Origin of the sequence: Streptomyces sp. YIM 98790, from assembly GCF_011421595.1 — a bacterium.
In the GTDB taxonomy this organism is placed as follows: Bacteria; Actinomycetota; Actinomycetes; order Streptomycetales; family Streptomycetaceae; genus Streptomyces.
In genome coordinates this window covers 3,674-22,381 of sequence record NZ_WTLH01000045.1, presented here as the reverse complement: position 1 = coordinate 22,381, position 18,708 = coordinate 3,674, and the positions used below count along the sequence as shown (strand labels likewise).

13 protein-coding genes and 3 pseudogenes are annotated in these 18,708 nt (G+C 75.0%); 11 read left to right on the top strand and 5 right to left on the bottom strand.

Features of this window, described 5'->3' with window-relative positions; all coding sequences use genetic code 11:
- Positions 1-95 precede the first annotated feature (95 nt).
- The 4 genes from GQS09_RS10650 to GQS09_RS10635 all read left to right on the top strand — a co-directional run bounded on the left by GQS09_RS10650 (position 96) and on the right by GQS09_RS10635 (position 3,653).
- Entirely contained in the window at positions 96-1,556 is a 1,461-nt protein-coding gene (locus tag GQS09_RS10650) for a glycine hydroxymethyltransferase (protein WP_165985770.1), read from the top strand.
- A 47-nt stretch (positions 1,557-1,603) separates the two neighbouring features.
- On the top strand, positions 1,604-2,398 hold the full coding sequence (locus tag GQS09_RS10645; RefSeq protein ID WP_165985769.1) for an endonuclease V: 795 nt from the start codon (positions 1,604-1,606) through the stop codon (positions 2,396-2,398).
- Between the two features lie 475 nt (positions 2,399-2,873).
- Positions 2,874-3,164, top strand: a complete 291-nt coding sequence (locus GQS09_RS10640; protein ID WP_165985759.1) for a hypothetical protein — start codon at positions 2,874-2,876, stop codon at positions 3,162-3,164.
- A gap of 72 nt (positions 3,165-3,236) precedes the next feature.
- Complete coding sequence (locus GQS09_RS10635) at positions 3,237-3,653, top strand: MmcQ/YjbR family DNA-binding protein (RefSeq protein ID WP_165985768.1); 417 nt, start codon at positions 3,237-3,239, stop codon at positions 3,651-3,653.
- Here GQS09_RS10635 and GQS09_RS10630 read toward each other — a convergent pair.
- The 3 genes from GQS09_RS10630 to GQS09_RS10620 all read right to left on the bottom strand — a co-directional run bounded on the left by GQS09_RS10630 (position 3,566) and on the right by GQS09_RS10620 (position 6,362).
- Positions 3,566-4,306 (bottom strand): lysoplasmalogenase, encoded by a 741-nt coding sequence (locus GQS09_RS10630; protein WP_165985767.1) that lies wholly within the window; start codon positions 4,304-4,306, stop codon positions 3,566-3,568. The genes GQS09_RS10635 and GQS09_RS10630 overlap by 88 nt on opposite strands.
- On the bottom strand, positions 4,303-5,232 hold the full coding sequence (locus GQS09_RS10625) for a sterol desaturase family protein (RefSeq protein ID WP_165985766.1): 930 nt from the start codon (positions 5,230-5,232) through the stop codon (positions 4,303-4,305). Before GQS09_RS10625 ends, GQS09_RS10630 begins: the two co-directional genes overlap by 4 nt.
- A gap of 68 nt (positions 5,233-5,300) precedes the next feature.
- Positions 5,301-6,362: an aminotransferase class V-fold PLP-dependent enzyme gene (locus GQS09_RS10620; RefSeq protein WP_165985765.1), complete on the bottom strand. Its 1,062-nt coding sequence runs from the start codon at positions 6,360-6,362 to the stop codon at positions 5,301-5,303.
- A gap of 183 nt (positions 6,363-6,545) precedes the next feature.
- On the opposite strand from GQS09_RS10620, the gene GQS09_RS10615 reads away from it, so the two are divergent.
- The 3 genes from GQS09_RS10615 to GQS09_RS10605 all read left to right on the top strand — a co-directional run bounded on the left by GQS09_RS10615 (position 6,546) and on the right by GQS09_RS10605 (position 11,609).
- Positions 6,546-7,754 (top strand): CaiB/BaiF CoA-transferase family protein, encoded by a 1,209-nt coding sequence (locus tag GQS09_RS10615; protein WP_165985764.1) that lies wholly within the window; start codon positions 6,546-6,548, stop codon positions 7,752-7,754.
- 280 nt (positions 7,755-8,034) lie between these two features.
- The gene (locus GQS09_RS10610; RefSeq protein WP_165985763.1) at positions 8,035-9,249 is read left to right on the top strand and encodes an acetyl-CoA C-acetyltransferase; all 1,215 of its coding nucleotides are present in this window, start codon (positions 8,035-8,037) and stop codon (positions 9,247-9,249) included.
- Between the two features lie 107 nt (positions 9,250-9,356).
- The gene (locus tag GQS09_RS10605) at positions 9,357-11,609 is read left to right on the top strand and encodes a 3-hydroxyacyl-CoA dehydrogenase NAD-binding domain-containing protein (RefSeq protein ID WP_165985762.1); all 2,253 of its coding nucleotides are present in this window, start codon (positions 9,357-9,359) and stop codon (positions 11,607-11,609) included.
- A 153-nt stretch (positions 11,610-11,762) separates the two neighbouring features.
- Here GQS09_RS10605 and GQS09_RS29315 read toward each other — a convergent pair.
- Positions 11,763-11,991, bottom strand: a pseudogene (locus GQS09_RS29315) (KR domain-containing protein); the annotation flags it as partial.
- Positions 11,992-12,081: 90 nt separating this feature from the next.
- On the opposite strand from GQS09_RS29315, the gene GQS09_RS10600 reads away from it, so the two are divergent.
- The 3 genes and pseudogenes from GQS09_RS10600 to GQS09_RS30935 all read left to right on the top strand — a co-directional run.
- Complete coding sequence (locus GQS09_RS10600; RefSeq protein ID WP_165985761.1) at positions 12,082-12,693, top strand: TetR/AcrR family transcriptional regulator; 612 nt, start codon at positions 12,082-12,084, stop codon at positions 12,691-12,693.
- 130 nt (positions 12,694-12,823) lie between these two features.
- Positions 12,824-13,720: pseudogene (locus tag GQS09_RS10595) on the top strand (MMPL family transporter); the annotation flags it as partial.
- Positions 13,721-13,832: 112 nt separating this feature from the next.
- Positions 13,833-15,327 (top strand): annotated as a pseudogene (locus tag GQS09_RS30935) (MMPL family transporter); the annotation flags it as partial.
- On the opposite strand, the gene GQS09_RS10580 reads toward GQS09_RS30935, so the two are convergent.
- Positions 15,303-16,211: an oxygenase MpaB family protein gene (locus tag GQS09_RS10580; RefSeq protein WP_243761292.1), complete on the bottom strand. Its 909-nt coding sequence runs from the start codon at positions 16,209-16,211 to the stop codon at positions 15,303-15,305. The pseudogene GQS09_RS30935 and the gene GQS09_RS10580 sit on opposite strands and share 25 nt — an antisense overlap.
- A 181-nt stretch (positions 16,212-16,392) precedes the next feature.
- Here GQS09_RS10580 and GQS09_RS10575 point away from each other — a divergent pair.
- On the top strand, positions 16,393-18,708 hold a 2,316-nt coding region (locus GQS09_RS10575), incomplete at its 3' end, for a Tex family protein (protein WP_313896078.1).

The following is an 18,708-nucleotide window of genomic DNA, read 5'->3' as shown; positions in this document are numbered from 1 at the left end:
CGGAGCCGACCGCAGCCGCCGCGGCGGCGGAGGCTCCGTCACGAGAGCCGTGCGCCTGGGCCGTCCCGACGACCGTGCTGTCCTGGAGGCCCGTCATGACCGCAGCGCCCGCCCCGCGTCCCGCCGAATCGGCGGAGTCCCTCGCCTTTCGCAGCGCCCTCGGCGTGATCCGCGGTGCCGAGCCCCGGATCGCCGACGCCATCGGCGCCGAGATCGCCGATCAGCGGGAATCCCTCAAGCTCATCGCCAGCGAGAACTACGCCTCCCCGGCCACCCTGCTGGCCATGGGCAACTGGCTCAGCGACAAGTACGCCGAGGGCACCATCGGCCACCGCTTCTACGCCGGCTGCCGCAATGTGGACACCGTGGAGTCGGTGGCCGCCGAGCACGCCCGCGAACTGTTCGGCGCCGCCCATGCCTATGTCCAGCCGCACTCCGGCATCGACGCCAACCTGGTCGCCTTCTGGTCGGTCCTCGCCCAGCGGGTGGAGGCCCCGGCGCTGGAGCGCGCCGCCGCGCGCCACGTCAACGACCTCACCGAGGAGGACTGGGCGGCGCTCCGCCGTGCCCTGGGCGACCAGCGCATGCTGGGCATGTCCCTGGACGCCGGCGGCCACCTCACCCACGGCTTCCGCCCCAACATCTCCGGCAAGATGTTCGAGCAGCGCAGCTACGGCACCGACCCGGAGACCGGGCTGCTGGACTACGACGCGGTGCGTGCCGCGGCCCGCGAGTTCCGCCCGCTGATCCTGGTGGCCGGCTACTCCGCCTACCCGCGCCGGGTCAACTTCCGCATCATGCGTGAGATCGCCGACGAGGTCGGCGCCACCCTCATGGTGGACATGGCGCACTTCGCCGGGCTGGTCGCGGGCAAGGTCTTCACCGGCGACTTCGACCCGGTGCCGCACGCCCAGATCGTCACCACCACCACCCACAAGTCGCTGCGCGGGCCGCGCGGCGGCATGGTGCTGTGCGACGACACCCTCGCCGAGTACGTGGACCGCGGCTGCCCGATGGTGCTCGGCGGCCCGCTGCCGCACGTGATGGCCGCCAAGGCGGTGGCCCTGGCCGAGGCCCGGCAGCCCGGCTTCCGCGACTACGCCCAGCGGATCACCGACAACGCCGGGTCCCTCGCCGACGGCCTGCTGCGGCGCGGCGCCCGGCTGGTCACCGGCGGCACCGACAACCACATCGTGCTGCTGGACGTCTCCGGCTACGGGCTGACCGGCCGCCAGGCCGAGTCCGCCCTGCTGGACGCGGGCATCGTCACCAACCGCAACTCCATCCCGCGCGACCCCAACGGCGCCTGGTACACCTCGGGCGTGCGACTGGGCACCCCGGCGCTCACCACCCGCGGCATCGGCGCGGACGGCATGGACGAGGTCGCGGAACTGATCCACACCGTGCTCGCCCGCACCGCGCCGGCCACGGCCGCCGGCGGCAAGCCCTCCAAGGCGAAGTACGTCACCGAGGAGGGCGTGGCCCGGGACGTCGCCCAGCGGGCCGCCGACCTGATGGCCAGGCACCCGCTCTACGCCGGTATCGACCTCGGCTGAGCCGGCCCGGGCCCGGGCGGGAACCGCGCGGGCTAGGGTGGGCGGTCATGCCGCCGCTGCGCCTGCTCCTCGAACACACCACGCCGGCCACCGAGGCCGAGGCCGTCGCCGTCCAGGAACGGCTGCGGACCCGGGTGCGGCTGGACGAGCCGGGGCCGCCGCCCGGCAGCCCCGGCGCCGCCGCGGTGGCGGGCGTGGACGTGGCCTACGACGACGCGGGCGGCCGGGTCGCGGCCGCGGCCGTGCTGCTGGACGGCCGCACCCTGGCGGTGCTGGAGACCGCCACCGCGGTCGGCCCGGTCGCCTTCCCCTACGTGCCGGGTCTGCTCGCCTTCCGGGAACTGCCCGCGGTGCTCCGGGCCCTGGGGCGGCTGGAGCGCACCCCGGACCTGGTGGTCTGCGACGGCTACGGCGTGGCCCATCCGCGGCGCCTCGGGCTGGCCAGCCACCTCGGCGTGCTCACCGGGCTGCGCACCCTGGGCGTGGCCAAGAATCCGTTCGTCTTCCGCCACGACGAGCCCGGTCCGGCCCGCGGCGACTGTGCCCCGCTGGTGGACGCGCACGCCGCGCCGGCGGAAGCGGAAGGGCTGCCGGGGGAGCCGGGGAGTCCGGGGGAGAGGGGGGAGGAAGTGGGCCGGGCACTGCGCACCCGCGCGGGGGTGCGGCCGGTCTTCGTCTCGGCCGGCCACCGGATCACCCTGGAGGCGGCCTGCGCCCATGTCCTGCACCTGGCGCCGCGCTACCGGCTGCCGGAGACGACCCGGCTGGCCGACCGGCTCTGCCGGGACGCGCTGGCCGCCGGTGCGGCGTCCGGCGCGTCCCCGGCCCCCCACAGCCGGTGACCGGGGCGCGGGCGGACGGCGCCGGCGGCGGCCCCGGGCGCCGGCCGCCGCACCCGGAGCGCGCACATCCGGTCTCGTCACGGATGGGTAACGCGCTCACTCTCCCCGCCCTCCGCGGTCACACCGTGCACCGGCCCGTGCCGCGGGCCGGACGGTGTGCCCCCTCGTTGATCACCTGCTGTTGCCGCCGTCCCTGGAGCCACGCACCCGTTTCCGGTGTCCGTTCGAAAGCGCTGGTGGGACGGGGCCGGCGGGGAGCGGCCGCGGGCGGGCACCTGTCCAAAATCCCCGTCGACAGGCCCGTCCCGGCCGGGCACCGTGGTGGGGGGACGCCGTACCGGAAGAGGGGGTTCACCGCTGCCGGTCGTCCGCTGCCGATGCGACGGCGCGGGGGAGGGAAGCGCGGACCCCTGTCCGGACGGCTCACACGGGGGCCGTGGCTCCGGCCACGGTGAGTCAACGGGGGGTGGTGCCCATGAGTGAACGCGGAGGCACCCGCGACACGGGCTGCGTGCTGTGCGCCCGGCGGGGCGACTTCGGACCAATCGATCCTGCCCGTCCTCATTCGGGCCTGTGCCCGAGATGCCGGCAGGCCGCGCGGCCGACCCGGCAGGCCATCGAGCAGGCCGTGGTGATTGTCGCCGGGCAGAGTCTGCAGGCCGCCGAGGCGATGGATCTGGCGCATGCCTCTCCGGAGGAACTGGCCTACCACGTGGGTGCGTTGAAGCGCAGCGTGCGCAGCCTGCTGCTGCTGGTCGAGGACTGAGCCGGCTCCGGGCGGCAGCGGTGCCCATCTCGGCCGGCGGTGATGTCAGTGGCCGCGGATACGGTGGCCGGCATGACGAAGGAACAGGACTGGCCCGAGGTGCGGGACGCGGTGCGGGAGTTCGCCCTGGGGCTGCCGGGCGCGGTGGAGGAGTTCCCCTGGGGCGAATGCGTCATCAAGGTCAACAAGAAGATCTTCGTCTTCCTGGGGGCGGAGGACGGCAGCCATCCCCCTGCCGTCACGGTCAAGCTGACGGAGGAGGACGCACACGCCCACGCGCTGTCCATGCCCGGCGCCCGGCCCGCCGGGTACGGGCTGGGCAAGTCCGGCTGGGTGCGGGTGCCGCTGGACGGGGAGGGCGCCCCTCGGGCCCCGCTGCTGTGCGACTGGGCGGAGGAGAGCTACCGGGTGGTGGCACCGAAGCGGCTGGTGGCCGAGCTTGACGCCTCCGTGCCGCCCGCCGGGCCGTCCGGGGAGGGCGCGGAATAGGCGGTCACCACGCCCACCGCCAGGCAGAACTGGGCGGTGAGGTAGGTCGCCATGATCAGCGTGCGCTCCAGGGGCGGTTCCGGCCAGCCGGCCAGATCGGCGGCGATCAGGGCGTCGGAGAGCAGGAAGAGCGCGCCGCCGAGGAGCCCGGCGGAGCGCAGGCGGCAGGCCGCGGCCCAGGCCATGGCGGTCAGCAGCAGGCTGTAGGCGGCCACCGGCAGCCGCAGCCCCGCCTCCAGCCCCGGCCACAGCAGCGCCACGGCGGCGACGCAGACCAGCCCGTAGCCGGCGGCGAGCAGTGCCGCCGGGCGGCCGGCGAGGGCGCCCGGCCCGCCCGGGGCGGGGGCGGCCGGGGCGGTCCGGGCGAGCCGCAGATAGCACAGGTGGCCCAGGGCGAAGGCCCCCATGCCGGCCAGGAACAGCGGTTCGGAGTCCGGCATCAGCAGTACGTCGCCGGCCCAGCCGCACAGCAGGGCGGCGGTCAGCAGCCGGGGGCCGCGCCGGGCCAGTACCCAGCAGGCCAGCAGCGGCATCAGCAGCGGCTTGGTCGCCGTCGCCACCGGGTCCGCCCCCGCCGTGAGGGCGAAGACGTGGATCTGGGACACCGCGGCGAAGGCGTAGCCGGCCGCCGCGGAGGCGGTGAGCCCTCTCATGCGCGGTCCGTCGGCGTGGGCGCGGCGGCGGGTGCGGCGGCCGGGGTGCCGTCCGGGAGGCCCGCCGGTTCCCGGCCGGGTCCGGGCGGCCCGGGCCGCCAGCCGGGGCCGCGCAGCAGGAAGCCGGCGCGTTCCCGCCAGTCGCGGGCGGTGCGCAGGTCACGGGCGATGGCGGCGTACTCGTGGGTGGCCACCCGCAGCGGGTTGTAGGTGGTGATGTTCTTGGTCAGCCCGTAGACGCAGGGCTCCTCCTCGGCGGTGAAGGTGCCGAACATCCGGTCCCAGATGATGAGGATGCCGCCGAAGTTGCGGTCCAGATAGCTGCCCTGGGAGGCGTGGTGGACCCGGTGGTGCGAGGGCGTGTTGAGCACCGACTCCACCGGGCGCGGCAGCCTGCCCACCCGTTCGGTGTGGATCCAGAACTGGTAGGTGAGGTTGAGCGAGGAGAGGAAGGCGAGCAGTGCGGGGTGCACGCCCAGCGCGATCAGCGGCAGATAGAACGGCCAGACCGACCAGGTGGTCCAGGGCTGGCGCAGCGCCGTGGAGAAGTTGAACCTGCGGCTGGAGTGGTGCACCACATGGCAGGCCCACAGGATGCGGATCACGTGGTGGCTGCGGTGCGACCAGTAGTAGCAGAAGTCGTGGGCGATGATCAGCGGCAGCACCGTCCACCACTGCACCGGTATCTCCAGCGGGGACAGCTCGTACACCGCCGCGTAGACGGCCACGATGGGCACCTTCCACAGCAGGTCGAAGCCGAGGCTGCCCAGCCCCATGCCGAGGCTGGTGGCGGTGTCCCTGGTCTCGTAGCCTGCCGCGTCGTCGTCCGGGTGGATGCGGTAGCTCACCATTTCCAGGACGGTGAGCACCACAAAGGCGGGGATCGACCACAGCACGACATCGGGCAGGTCGGGCACGTTCGGCATGGGCGCACCATAAGGCCGCCGTTTCCGTGCTGGCTAGACGTCGTTACTCGCCAGTACGGGAATTCTGTTCACCTTCCGCCGCCCGCCGCCGGGGTGTCCAGGGCGTTCAGCAGTCGGTCGACGTCGTCCTCGGTGTTGTAGAAGTGGAACGACACCCGCAGGTGTCCGGCGCGGACGGCGGCCACGATCCCGGCCTCGGCCAGCCGGCCGGCCGCCCCGCCCAGCCCCGGCACCGAGACGACCGGCGCCTCGCCGGCCACCGGTTCCCTGCCCAGCCGCTCCAGCCCGGCCCGGAAGCGGGCGGCCAGCGCGAGATCGTGGTCCCGGACCGCCTCGATGCCGAGCCGCCGGACGAAGCCCAGCGAGGCCACCGCACCGGCGTACGGGAGGAAGGCCGGGCACTCGTCGAACCGGCGGGCGCTGCGGGCCAGTTCGGCCACCGGGCCGTAGCAGCTCGCCCACGGGTCCTCGCCGGCGATCCACCCGGCGTTGAGCGGACGCAGGCCGCCGAAGTCCTCCGGCACGGTGAGGAAGGAGACGCCGCGCGGGCAGACCAGCCACTTGTAGGCCCCGCACAGCGTGTAGTCGAAGTCCTCGGCGGACACCGGCATCCAGCCCGCCTGGGTGAGGTCGGCCATGGTGCGCGCGCCGTGCTCGCGGGCCGCCGCCCGCACCGCCTGCAGATCGGCCTGCCGCCCGTCGGCGGACTGCACCGCGCTGAACGCCACCAGCGCCGTTTCCGGCCGGACGGCATCGGCCAGCTTCTCCAGCGGCACCAGCCGCAGCCGCAGCCCGCCGCGCCGGTCGAACGGGGTCAGGACGGAGGCGAAGTCCTCCTCCGGGGCCACCACTTCGGCGCCCTCCGGCAGTGCGGCCGCGACCAGGGCCGCGTGACCGGCGACCGAGGAGCCGAGGGCGACCCGCTCCGGGACCGTGCCCACCAGGGCGGCGTAGTCCGCGCGGGCCCGCTCGGCGCGTTCCAGGAAGCGGGCCACGGACATCCGGCCGTCGGACATCTCCGCCGTCGCCTCCCGCAGCGCGGCCACCGCCGGGGCGGGCAGCACTCCGTGCGAGGCGGTGTTGAGGTAGGTCGTGGTGAGCGTGTACGCGTCGCGCGGCAAGGTCTCCATGGGGCCAGTCTGCGCAGCGCCGCCGGTGCCTGCCACGGAGTTTCGGCGCGGGCCGGGGGCCGCGTCCCGTGGTGCTTGAGAAGACTGAAACGTGTTCTTATCATCGCCCCGCCGGGCACGGGGCCGGGCACGGGGCGGGGCACGGAGCCGGAATGCGGCGACAGGACCGGGAGCGAACGCACGATGACAGCGCAGGAAGCGCGGACAGCCCAGGCGGGAAGCGGGCCGGGCACGCCGCCGGCGGCGGAGCCGGACGGCGGGAACGGCGGAGCCGACGGTCCGCTCACCGGGGTCCGGGTGGTGGAGCTGGCGGGAATCGGCCCCGGCCCGTTCGCCGCCATGCTGCTGGCCGATCTGGGCGCCGACGTGGTGCGTGTGGACCGCCCCGGCGACGGCTGGCCCGCCATCGACCCGGCCCAGGACGTCACCAACCGCAACAAGCGCTCGGTGCTGATCGACCTCAAGGCGGCGGACGGCCCGGCCCGGGTGCTGGAGCTGGCCGGGCGCGCCGACATCCTCATCGAGGGCTACCGGCCCGGTGTGGCCGAGCGGCTCGGCGTCGGCCCGGAGAGCTGCCTGGCCCGCAACCCCCGTCTGGTCTACGGCCGGATGACCGGCTGGGGCCAGCACGGGCCGCTGGCCGACCGGGCCGGCCACGACATCGGCTACATCGCCGTCACCGGAGCCCTGGGCCTGACCGGCCGCCCCGGAGGCCCGCCCGCCATCCCGGCCAATCTGCTCGGCGACTACGCCGGCGGCTCGCTCTACCTGGCCGTCGGCGTGCTCGCCGCCCTGCACCACGCCCGCGCCACCGGCACCGGCCAGGTGGTCGACGCCGCCGTCGTGGACGGCACCGCCCACCTGACCAGCATGCTGCACGGCATGCTGGCGGCCGGCGCCTGGCAGGACCGCCGGGGCGCCAATCTGCTGGACGGCGGCGTCCCCTTCTACGACACCTATGCCGCCTCGGACGGCGGCTACCTGGCCGTCGGCCCCCTCGAACCGCGATTCTGGGCCGAGTTCACCCGCATCCTCGGCCTGGAGGGCGACCTGGCGGACCGGGACGACCCGGCCCGCTGGCCCGCGCTGCGCGCCGCCATCGCCGCCCGCTTCGCCACCCGCCCCCGCGACGAGTGGGCCCGGCTGTTCCAGGACTCGGACGCCTGCGTGGCCCCGGTGCTCTCGCTCCGCGAGGCCCCGGGCCACCCCCATCTGGCCGCCCGCGCCACGTTCGCCGAGCATGCCGGGACCGTCCAGCCGGCTCCGGCGCCCCGGTTCTCCGCCACCCCCGGGCGCCTGCGCCGCGCCCCCGCCCTGCCGGGCGCGGACGCGGCGGAGGTCGCCCGGGACTGGGGGCTGCCCGGGCCGCCCCCGGCCGGTCGCAGGCCATGATGCCGCAGACCCGCGCGGCGGCGGCGCTCATTCCGTCCCGTCCCCTCCCGGTCGGTTCCGCGGCCGTCCCCGCGGCGAGGACTTACCGGGCGGCAGGCAGGTACGTATCGGCCGGATCACCGGTCCCGATGCGGATGCGGATGCCGGAGCGGAAGCGGAGGGGCGCGGCCCCTCCGTCCCCGGCCGGCGCGCGCTACCCTTGAGAAAAGTGAAACACGTTCTTATGATCCGGCCAGGGTCTGCCACCCGGTAACGGCACCGCGGCCGACAGGGAGACACGATGAGCAGCGAAGCCTATGTCTACGAGGCCATCCGCACTCCGCGCGGCCGGGGCAAGCCCAGCGGCGCCCTGCACACCGTCAAGCCCGTGGACCTGGTCGTGGGGCTGATCGGCGAACTGCGCCGCCGGCTGCCCGGCCTGGACCCGGCGGCCATCGACGACGTGGTGCTCGGCGTGGTCTCCCCGCACGGCGACCAGGGTTCCGACATCGCCAAGATCGCCGCCATCGCGGCCGGCCTCCCGGACAGCGTGGCCGGCGTCCAGGAGAACCGCTTCTGCGCCTCCGGCCTGGAGGCGGTCAACCTGGCCGCCGCCAAGATCCGCTCCGGCTGGGAGGACCTGGTGCTGGCCGGCGGGGTGGAGTCGATGTCCCGGGTGCCCATCGGCTCCGACGGCGGCGCCTGGGCCATGGACCCGATGACCAACTTCGAGCTCGGTTTCGTGCCGCAGGGCATCGGTGCCGACCTGATCGCCACCATCGAGGGCTTCTCCCGGCGCGACGTCGACGAGTACGCGGCGCTCTCCCAGGAGCGCGCCGCGGCCGCCTGGAAGGAGGGCCGGTTCGCGCGCTCGGTGGTCCCGGTCACCGACCGCGGCGGCCTGACCGTCCTGGACCACGACGAGCACATCCGGCCCGGCACCACCGCGGACAGCCTGGCCGGGCTGAAGCCGTCCTTCGCCGCCATGGGGGAACTCGGCGGCTTCGACGCGGTCGCCCTGCAGAAGTACCACTGGGTGGAGCGCATCGACCATGTGCACCACGCGGGCAACTCCTCGGGGATCGTGGACGGTGCCGCGCTGGTGGCGGTCGGCAGCCGGGAGGCCGGAGAGCGCCACGGGCTCACCCCGCGCGCCCGGATCGTCTCCGCCGCGGTCACCGGCTCCGAGCCGACCATCATGCTCACCGGCCCGGCCCCGGCCACCCGCAAGGCACTCGCCCGCGCGGGCATGACCATCGACGACATCGACCTGGTGGAGATCAACGAGGCGTTCGCCGCGGTGGTGCTCCGCTTCGTCAAGGACATGGGGCTGAGCCTGGACAAGGTGAACGTCAACGGCGGGGCCATCGCCATGGGACACCCGCTGGGCGCCACCGGCGCCATGATCCTCGGCACCCTGATCGACGAACTGGAGCGCCGCGACCTGCGGTACGGCCTGGCCACGCTGTGCGTGGGCGGTGGCATGGGCATCGCCACCGTCGTCGAGCGGCTCTGAGCAGACCGCCGCCCGCGGCGCCGGGCAGCCCGGGCCGCCGTCCCGTCCGTCCGGTCCGTCCCGTCCGCGCCACGCGACCTTTTCCCACCCACCCGGAGACCCTCATCATGCCCGAGCCGACCCCGGCCCCCGAGACCGCCGCCACCGGAACCGCCGCCGCCACCGCCGCCGACCCCGGCCGGGAGGTCATCCGGTGGGAACGCGACGAGCAGGGCATCGTCACCCTCACCCTCGACGACCCCGCCCAGTCCGCCAACACCATGAACGCCGCCTTCGCCGCCTCCCTGGCCGGCGTGGTCGACCGGCTGGAGGCCGAGCGCGACGGCGTACGCGGAGTGATCATCACCTCCGCCAAGAAGACCTTCTTCGCCGGCGGCGACCTGAACATGCTGCTCCGCACCCGACCGGAGGACGCGCAGGGCGTCTTCGACCGGACCATGGCGCTCAAGCGCCTGCTGCGCCGTCTGGAGACCCTGGGCCGCCCGGTGGTCGCCGCCATCAACGGCGCCGCGCTCGGCGGCGGCTACGAGATCGCGCTGGCCTGCCACCACCGCATCGCGCTGGACGCCCCCGGCACCCGGATCGGCCTGCCCGAGGTGACCCTCGGGCTGCTCCCGGGCAGCGGAGGAGTGGTGCGCACCGTGCGGATGTTCGGCATCGCCGACGCACTGCTCAACATCCTGCTCCAGGGGCAGCGCCACCGCCCCGCCCGCGCCCTGGAACTGGGCATGGTGGACGAGCTGGCGGCCACCGAGGAGGAGCTCGCGGCCCGCGCCCGCGCCTTCATCGAGGCGAACCCCGAGGCCCGCCAGCCCTGGGACGTGGCCGGCCACCGCATCCCCGGCGGCACCCCGGCCACCCCCGCCCTCGCCGCCCAGCTGCCGTCCTTCCCGGCCACCCTGCGCAAGCAGACCGGCGGCGCCCCCTGCCCGGCGCCGCGCAACATCCTGGCCGCCGCGGTCGAGGGCGCCCAGGTGGACTTCGACAACGCGCAGCTCATCGAGGCCCGCTACTTCACCGAGCTGGCCACCGGCCAGACCGCGAAGAACATGATCCAGGCGTTCTTCTTCGACCTCCAGCGGGTCAACTCCGGAGCCGGCCGCCCCCGGGACGTCCCCCGCCGCACCGCCCGCCGGGTGGCCGTGCTCGGCGCCGGCATGATGGGCGCCGGCATCGCCCACGCCTGCGCCCGGGCCGGCCTGGAGGTGGTGCTCAAGGACGTCTCCGCCGAGGCCGCCGAGCGCGGCCGGGACTACTCCGTCCGGCTGCTGGACAAGGCCGTCGCCAAGGGCCGCACCACCGCCGCGGAGCGGGACGCGCTGCTGGCCCGGATCACCCCCACCGCCGACCCGGCCGCACTGGCCGGCTGCGACGTGGTGATCGAGGCGGTCTTCGAGGACGCCGGGCTCAAGCGCCGGGTGTTCCAGGAGACCGAGGAGGCCGTGGCCCCGGACGCGCTGCTCTGCTCCAACACCTCCACCCTGCCCATCTCCGAGCTGGCCCGGGGCACCCGCCGCCAGTCCGACTTCCTCGGGCTGCACTTCTTCTCCCCGGCCGAGCGGATGCCGCTGGTGGAGATCATCCGCGGCGAGAAGACCGGCGACGAGGCCCTGGCCCGCGCCTGCGACCTGGTCCGCCTGCTGGGCAAGACCCCCATCGTGGTGCGGGACTCGCGGGGCTTCTTCACCTCCCGGGTGATCGGGACGTTCCTCAACGAGGGCGTGGCGCTGGTCGGCGAGGGCGCCGACCCGGCCTCGGTGGAGCAGGCCGCAGCCCAGGCCGGCTACCCGGCCAGGGTGCTCGCCCTGCTGGACGAGCTGACCCTCACCCTGCCGCGCCGCATCCGTGACGAGGCCCGGGCCGCGGCCGAGGCCGTCGGCGTGGTACGGCAGCCGCACCCCGGTGAGGCGGTGATCGACCGGATGGTCGAGGAGTTCGGCCGCACCGGCCGCGCCGGGGGAGCGGGCTTCTACGACTACACCGAGGACGGGCAGCGGGCCGGCCTGTGGCCCGGGCTGCGCGAGCACTTCGCCCGCCCGGCCGGGGCGCCGGAGATCCCCTTCCGCGACATGCAGGAGCGGATGCTGTTCGCCGAGTCGCTGGAGAGCGTGCGGCTGCTGGAGGAAGGGGTGCTGGGCTCGGTCGCGGACGCCAACGTCGGCTCGCTGCTGGGCATCGGCTTCCCCGGCTGGACCGGCGGGGTGCTCCAGTACATCAACGGCTATCCGGGCGGACCGGCCGGGTTCCTGGCCCGCGCCGGGGAACTGCGCGAACGCTACGGCGAGCGGTTCGCCCCGCCCGCGCTGCTGGCCGCCAAGGCCGCCGCCGGCGAGACGTTCACCGATCCGCCCGCCCGCTGAGCCGGCCCGGCCGGGCCGGCTCAGCCGGCCGGGGACCGGGCGAGGGCCTCGGCCGGCGGCGTGGCGGGACGGCCGATCAGCCGGGCCGGATCACCGGGGGTGGCCGCCGGCAGCCCGCGGGCGATGGCGTCGTCGATGTCCAGCAGCGTCTCCGTCCAGGATCAGCCGCTCGGTCCCCCGGTGGTCGTCCGCCAGGGCGAAGTCCGCGGCCGAGGCCGCCCAGCACGCCGGTGCAGGCCGGCAGCCCGGCTCCGGCCCGGCGGGCCGCGTCGATGACCGCGCGGTGCTGCGGCACCCGCCGTCCCGGCTCGCTGCCGGAGACGAGCACGATCCGGTCGCCGGGGCCGAACGCGCCCGCCAGCGTCCCGGGGCGGTCGTAGTCGCCGGACGGCAGACCGGGCCCGCCGCCGGACACCCGGCCGGCGGCTATGGTGTGCGAGGGCTTGCGCAGGTCACGAAGGGGCGGAACGGGATGACGGAACACACGGCCGGCGCTCCGGTACGGCCCGGCGCCCGGAGCAGGCTCTCCCCGGAGCGGGAGCAGGAGCTGTACGAGGCCGTCCTGGAACTGCTGCGCGAGCGCGGCTACGACGCGCTCACCATGGACGCCGTCGCCGCCCGTACCCGGTCCAGCAAGGCCACCCTCTACCGGCAGTGGAAGACCAAGCTGCAGCTCGTCATCTCGGCCCTGCTGCACGGCAAACGGGTCTCACTGGAGGGCATCGACACCGGATCGCTCGCCGGTGACCTGCACGAGATGATCCGCCGCGTCTCCGCGGAGGCGCGGGAGAACGCCGAACTGCTCCAGGGCCTGCTGCACGCCGGGCAGCGCGACCCCGGCCTGCTGCGCGCCGTGCGGGAGACCCTGCTGGAGCCCGAGACCGGCATGCTGCACCGGGTGCTGCGGCGGGCCGTGGAGCGCGGCGAACTCGCCCCGGGCAATCCGGCCACCGAGTTCCTGACCCACGCCTTCATCGGAGCCATGCTCACCCGCCCGCTGGTGGAGGGCACCCACGCCGACGCCGAGTTCCTGGCCCGCTTCGCCGATGCGCTGATCCTCCCCGCTCTGCGCGCCGGCCGCTGAACACCGCCGGTTCCGGCACCCGGCCCGCCGCACCGGCGGCCCGGGCGGCCCCCCTTGGCCCGCAGCGGCCGGGGTACTCGGACGCTCCGTGACGACCGAGTGCACCCGCCGCCGATCGGAGCAGCGCAGCATGGCGAACCTCCTCTACCACGCCGGACGCCTGTCCTTCCGCCGTCGCTGGAGTTTCGTCCTGATATGGGCGCTCCTGCTCGGGCTGGCCGGCACCGCCTGCACCGTCAGCGACTCCAGGCCCTCGGAGGAGATCTCCGTGCCCGGCACCGAGGCGCAGCGGGCCTTCGACCTGCTCTCCGAGCGCTACCCCGGCCGGTCCTTCGAAGGAGCCACCGCCCGGGTCGTCTTCCGCGCCCCCGAGGGCACCGCGGTCACCGCCCCGGAGGTCCGGCGGACCGTCCGGCAGGTCACCGGGGAACTGCGGGCCGGCGCCGAGGAGGTCGCCTCGGTCACCGACCCCTACCGGGCCGGGGCCGTCAGCCCGGACGGCACCACCGCCTACGCCCAGGTCTCCTACCGGGTCGGTGCCACCGCGCTGGAGGAGGCCGACCGCGCGGCGCTGCGCGAGGCCGCCGCGACCGGCCGGGAGGCCGGGCTCACCGTGGAGATCGGCGGCGACGCGCTGGCCGAACTGCCCACCACCGGACTGTCCGAGGCGGTCGGCGTGGCGGTGGCCGCGGTGGTGCTGGTGATCGCACTCGGCTCACTGGTCGCCGCCGGACTCCCGCTGATCACCGCGCTGACCGGGGTCGCCGTCTCGGTCCTGGTGATCAGCGCGCTGAGCGGCCCGCTGGAGCTGAACAGCACCACCCCGATCCTGGCCATGATGCTCGGCCTGGCGGTCGGCATCGACTACGCGCTGTTCATCGTCACCCGCTACCGCGCGGAACTGGCCGGGGACCGGGGACGCGAACACGCCGCCGGGCTGGCCGTGGGCACCGCCGGCTCGGCCGTGGTCTTCGCCGGTCTCACCGTGATCATCGCCATGGTCGGGCTCTCCGTGGTGGGCATCCCCATCCTGACCACNGGCCGGGGACCGGGGACGCGAACACGCCGCCGGGCTGGCCGTGGGCACCGCCGGCTCGGCCGTGGTCTTCGCCGGTCTCACCGTGATCATCGCCATGGTCGGGCTCTCCGTGGTGGGCATCCCCATCCTGACCACCATGGGCCTGGCCGCGGCCGGGGCCGTGGCGGTGGCCGTGCTGATCGCCGTCACCCTGATTCCGGCGCTGCTCGGCCTCGCCGGACGCCATGTGCACGGCCGGGCGGTGCGCGCCGGCGACGGCCGCCCCACCGCGGGCGCCCGCTGGGCCCGGCTGGTGGTCCGCCGCCGGCTGCCGGTGCTGGCCGGCGCGGTGGCCGTGCTGGGCGTCGTCGCCGTCCCGGCCGCCCGGCTGGAGCTCAGCCTGCCCGACGCCGGCTCCCAGCCGCGGTCCACGACCGAGCGGCGCGCCTACGACCTGATCTCCGAGTCCTTCGGTCCGGGCTTCAACGGGCCCCTGCTGGTCGTGGTGGACACCGCGGGAGCCGGTCCGGGAACCGGCGGGCCCACCGAGGTCGCCGAACGGTTCTCCCGCACCGTCTCCGGCCTGCAGAACGTGGCCGCGGTGCGGCCGGGACAGCCGGACGAGGCCGGTGACACCACCACGGTCACCGTGATCCCCGGCTCCCGGCCCAGCAGCGGGGCCACCGAGGACCTGGTGCAGACCCTCCGCGCGGAGGCCGGTGCCCTGGGGGAGCAGACCGGCGCCCGCATCCTGGTGACCGGCCAGACCGCCATGGCCGTCGACGTCTCGCAGAAGCTGAACAGCGCCCTGCTGCCCTATCTGGCCGTGGTGGTGGGGCTGGCCTTCGTGCTGCTGACCGTGGTGTTCCGCTCGCTGCTGGTGCCGCTCAAGGCCGCGCTGGNCCGGCGCCCGCATCCTGGTGACCGGCCAGACCGCCATGGCCGTCGACGTCTCGCAGAAGCTGAACAGCGCCCTGCTGCCCTATCTGGCCGTGGTGGTGGGGCTGGCCTTCGTGCTGCTGACCGTGGTGTTCCGCTCGCTGCTGGTGCCGCTCAAGGCCGCGCTGGGCTTCCTGCTCTCCGTCTTCGCCGCCTTCGGCACGGTGGTGGCGGTCTTCCAGTGGGGCTGGCTGGCCGGGGTGTTCGGCGTGGAGCAGACCGGCCCGGTGATGAGCCTGATGCCGATCTTCCTGATCGGCGTGGTGTTCGGCCTGGCCATGGACTACGAGGTGTTCCTGGTGACGCGGATACGCGAGGCGTACGTGCACGGCGAGGCGCCCCGGGAGGCGATCGTGACCGGCTTCCGCCACAGCGCCCGGGTGGTCACCGCGGCCGCCGTCATCATGATCTCCGTCTTCGCCAGCTTCGCGTCCTCCTCCGAGGTGATGGTGAAGATGGTCGGCTTCGGCCTGGCCGCGGCCGTCCTGTTCGACGCCTTCCTGGTCCGGATGACCATCGTCCCGGCGGTGCTGGCGCTCCTCGGACGGTCCGCCTGGTGGCTGCCCCGGACGCTGGACCGGGTGCTGCCCGAGGCCGGTGTGGAGGGCGAGCACCTGGACCGCACCGGTGCCGCGGAGCGGAGCGCGGCGGATCAGCGGGCCGGCTCCCGCCGCTGATCCGGCCGCCGGGCACGCCCGGCCCGCAGGTCCCGCCGGGCACGCGCCGCCAGCGGCAGGTAGCGCAGCCGCTCCGGCAGCCGCGGCACGACCGCGGCCAGCAGCCGGCCCAACCGGCGCAGCCGCCGCTCCTGCCGGGCCGACCAGGGCAGACCGAGGGCCTCCCGGGCCTCCGGCGGCATGAACCCCACGACCAGGAAACGGTGGCCGCGCGCCAGCGGCGGCCACAGCACCGGCCACAGGGCGCGCAGCAGCGCCCGCACCGGCCACGGCCCCCGGTCCGGCGGCGGTACCCGCCGGTGCACGTCGAGCAGCTCGCGCACCACGACGGTCGCCTCCACCTCCTCCAGCATGGCCCGCCAGTACGGCCGGAACGACTCCGGATCGGCCGGGATGTCCCGCTCCCGCAGACCCAGCAGCCGGCCCACCCCGCGCCACTCGGCATACAGCCGGGCCTCCTCCTCCGCGGTGAACGGCCGCTGCCCGGCGATCCGCCAGGCATGCCGCATCACCGGGAAGCCGGTGGCGTGCACCCAGCCGTACAGGCGCGGCTCCCACGCGTGGTACGGCCGGCCCCGGGCGTCGGTGCCGCCGATCTCCCGGTGCAGCAGGCGCACCCGCCGCCCCTCGGCCACGGCCTGCTCCCCGCCGTACACCCACAGCTGGACCGAGCGCAGCGAGCGCTCCGCCCGGCCCCACGGATCGGTGCGGAACACCGAATGCGCGTCCACCCCGGCGCCCACCGCCGGGTGCGCCACCTGCAGGGTCAGTGCGGCGGGCAGCGACAGCACCATGCGCAGCTCGCCGGTGCACTCCCACAGCATCCCGCCCGCCGGCGGCACCCCGGCCGCCGCCGCGTCCGCCTCCCGCTCCGTAGTCCCCATGTCCCCATTGTCCGCCCTGCGGGGACGGCCCGCGGGCCCTACCGGCGTGTGCGCCGGGACGGCTGTCGGCGGGGCCTGCCAGAATGCAGGCCGGGTGCCGCGCAGTCACCCCCGGCGCCGAACGCCGTCCCGCGCGCCGGATCCGCACAGTGAGGAGACAGGGGCCCGCCCCGGAAGCACCGTGACCCAGACCGTTGCCAGCCGTTCCGTCGACCGCCGGATCGCCGAGGAACTCGGCGTACGCGAGGGGCAGGTCGCCGCCGCCGTCGCCCTGCTCGACGACGGTGCCACCGTGCCGTTCGTCGCCCGCTACCGCAAGGAGGCCACCGGCGGGCTCGACGACGCCCAGCTGCGCACCCTCGAAGAACGGCTGCGCTACCTCCGCGAGCTGGAGGAACGCCGCACCGCCGTCCTCGAATCCGTGCGCGAGCAGGGCAAGCTCGACGAGGAACTGGAGGCCAGGATCCTCGCCGCCGACACCAAGGCCCGGCTGGAGGACATCTACCTCCCCTTCAAGCCCAAGCGGCGCACCAAGGCGCAGATCGCCCGCGAGGCCGGCCTGGAGCCGCTCGCCGATCTGCTGCTCGGCGAGCCCGGAACCGACCCGCACACCGCCGCCGCCGGCTTCGCCGACCCGGACAAGGGCGTCGCCGACGCCGGTGCCGCGCTCGCCGGCGCCCGCGCCATCCTCGCCGAGCGGTTCTCCGAGGACGCCGACCTCCTCGGCGAGCTGCGCGAACGGATGTGGACGCACGGCCGCCTGGTCTCCCGGGTGCGGGAGGGCGAGGAGGAGCGCGGCGCCAAGTTCTCCGACTACTTCGACTTCGCCGAGGCGTTCACCGACCTGCCCTCGCACCGGGTGCTGGCCCTGCTGCGCGGCGAGAAGGAGAACGTGCTGGAGCTGACCCTCGACCCGGCCGCGGAGAGCGCGGACGCCACCGGGGAGCCGGACGGCACGCCCTCGCCCTACGAGCGGGCCATCGCCGCCCGGTTCGGCATCGAGCGGCGCGGCCGGGCCGCCGACGCCTGGCTCGCCGACACCGTGCGCTGGGCCTGGCGCACCCGGATGCTGGTCCACCTCCAGCTCGACCTGCGCTCCCGGCTGCGCTCCGCCGCCGAGGACGACGCGGTCGCCGTCTTCGCCGCCAACCTGCGCGATCTGCTGCTGGCCGCACCGGCCGGCACCCGGACCACCATGGGCCTGGACCCGGGCCTGCGCACCGGCGTGAAGGTGGCGGTGGTGGACGCCACCGGCAAGGTGGTGGCCACCGACACGATCTACCCGCACGCCCCGCAGCGCCGCTGGGAGCAGTCCCTGGACCGGCTGGCCGCGCTGGCCGAGGAGCACGGCGTGGAGCTGGTCGCCATCGGCAACGGCACCGCCTCCCGGGAGACCGACCGGCTGGCCGGTGAGCTGGTGGCCCGGATGCCCGGCCGCGGCCTGGTCAAGACCCTTGTCTCGGAGGCCGGCGCGTCGGTCTACTCGGCCTCCGCCTTCGCCTCCCAGGAGCTGCCCGGGCTGGACGTCTCGCTGCGCGGCGCGGTCTCCATCGCCCGCCGCCTGCAGGACCCGCTGGCCGAGCTGGTGAAGATCGAGCCCAAGTCGATCGGCGTGGGCCAGTACCAGCACGACGTCTCCGAGCAGAAGCTGTCCCGCTCGCTGGACGCGGTCGTGGAGGACTGCGTCAACGCGGTGGGCGTGGACGTCAACACCGCCTCCGCCCCGCTGCTGGCCCGGGTCTCCGGGGTCAGCTCCTCCCTCGCCGAGAACATCGTGGCGCACCGGGACGGCAACGGCCCGTTCCGCAGCCGGGCACAGCTGCGGCAGGTGCCGCGGCTGGGACCGAAGGCGTTCGAGCAGTGCGCGGGCTTCCTGCGCATCCGCGGCGGGGACGACCCGCTGGACGCCTCGGCCGTGCACCCCGAGTCCTATCCGGTGGTGCGGCGGATGGCCGAGCGCAGCGGCACCGGGGTGACGGGGCTGATCGGCAACACCTCCGTGCTCCGCGGTCTGCGTCCGGCCGACTTCGCCGACGGCACCTTCGGCCTGCCCACCGTCACCGACATCCTCAAGGAGCTGGAGAAGCCGGGGCGGGACCCGCGTCCGGCCTTCCGCACCGCCCGGTTCAAGGAGGGCGTGGAGACCATCAAGGATCTGGCCGAGGGCATGATCCTGGAGGGCGTGGTCTCCAACGTGGCGGCCTTCGGCGCCTTCGTGGACATCGGCGTCCACCAGGACGGCCTGGTCCATGTGTCGGCCATGTCGAAGAAGTTCGTGTCCGACCCGCGGGAAGTGGTCAAGCCCGGGGACATCGTCCGGGTGAAGGTGCTGGGCGTGGACGTGCCGCGGCAGCGGATCTCCCTCACCCTGCGGCTGGACGACGAGAACGGTCCCGGCGAGCAGCGCGGACGCGGCGGCGGCCGGGGCGGCCGGCAGGGCAGGGACCGGGACGGCCGCGGCGGCGCCCCGCGCCAGCGGGACCGCCGCGGCGAGCAG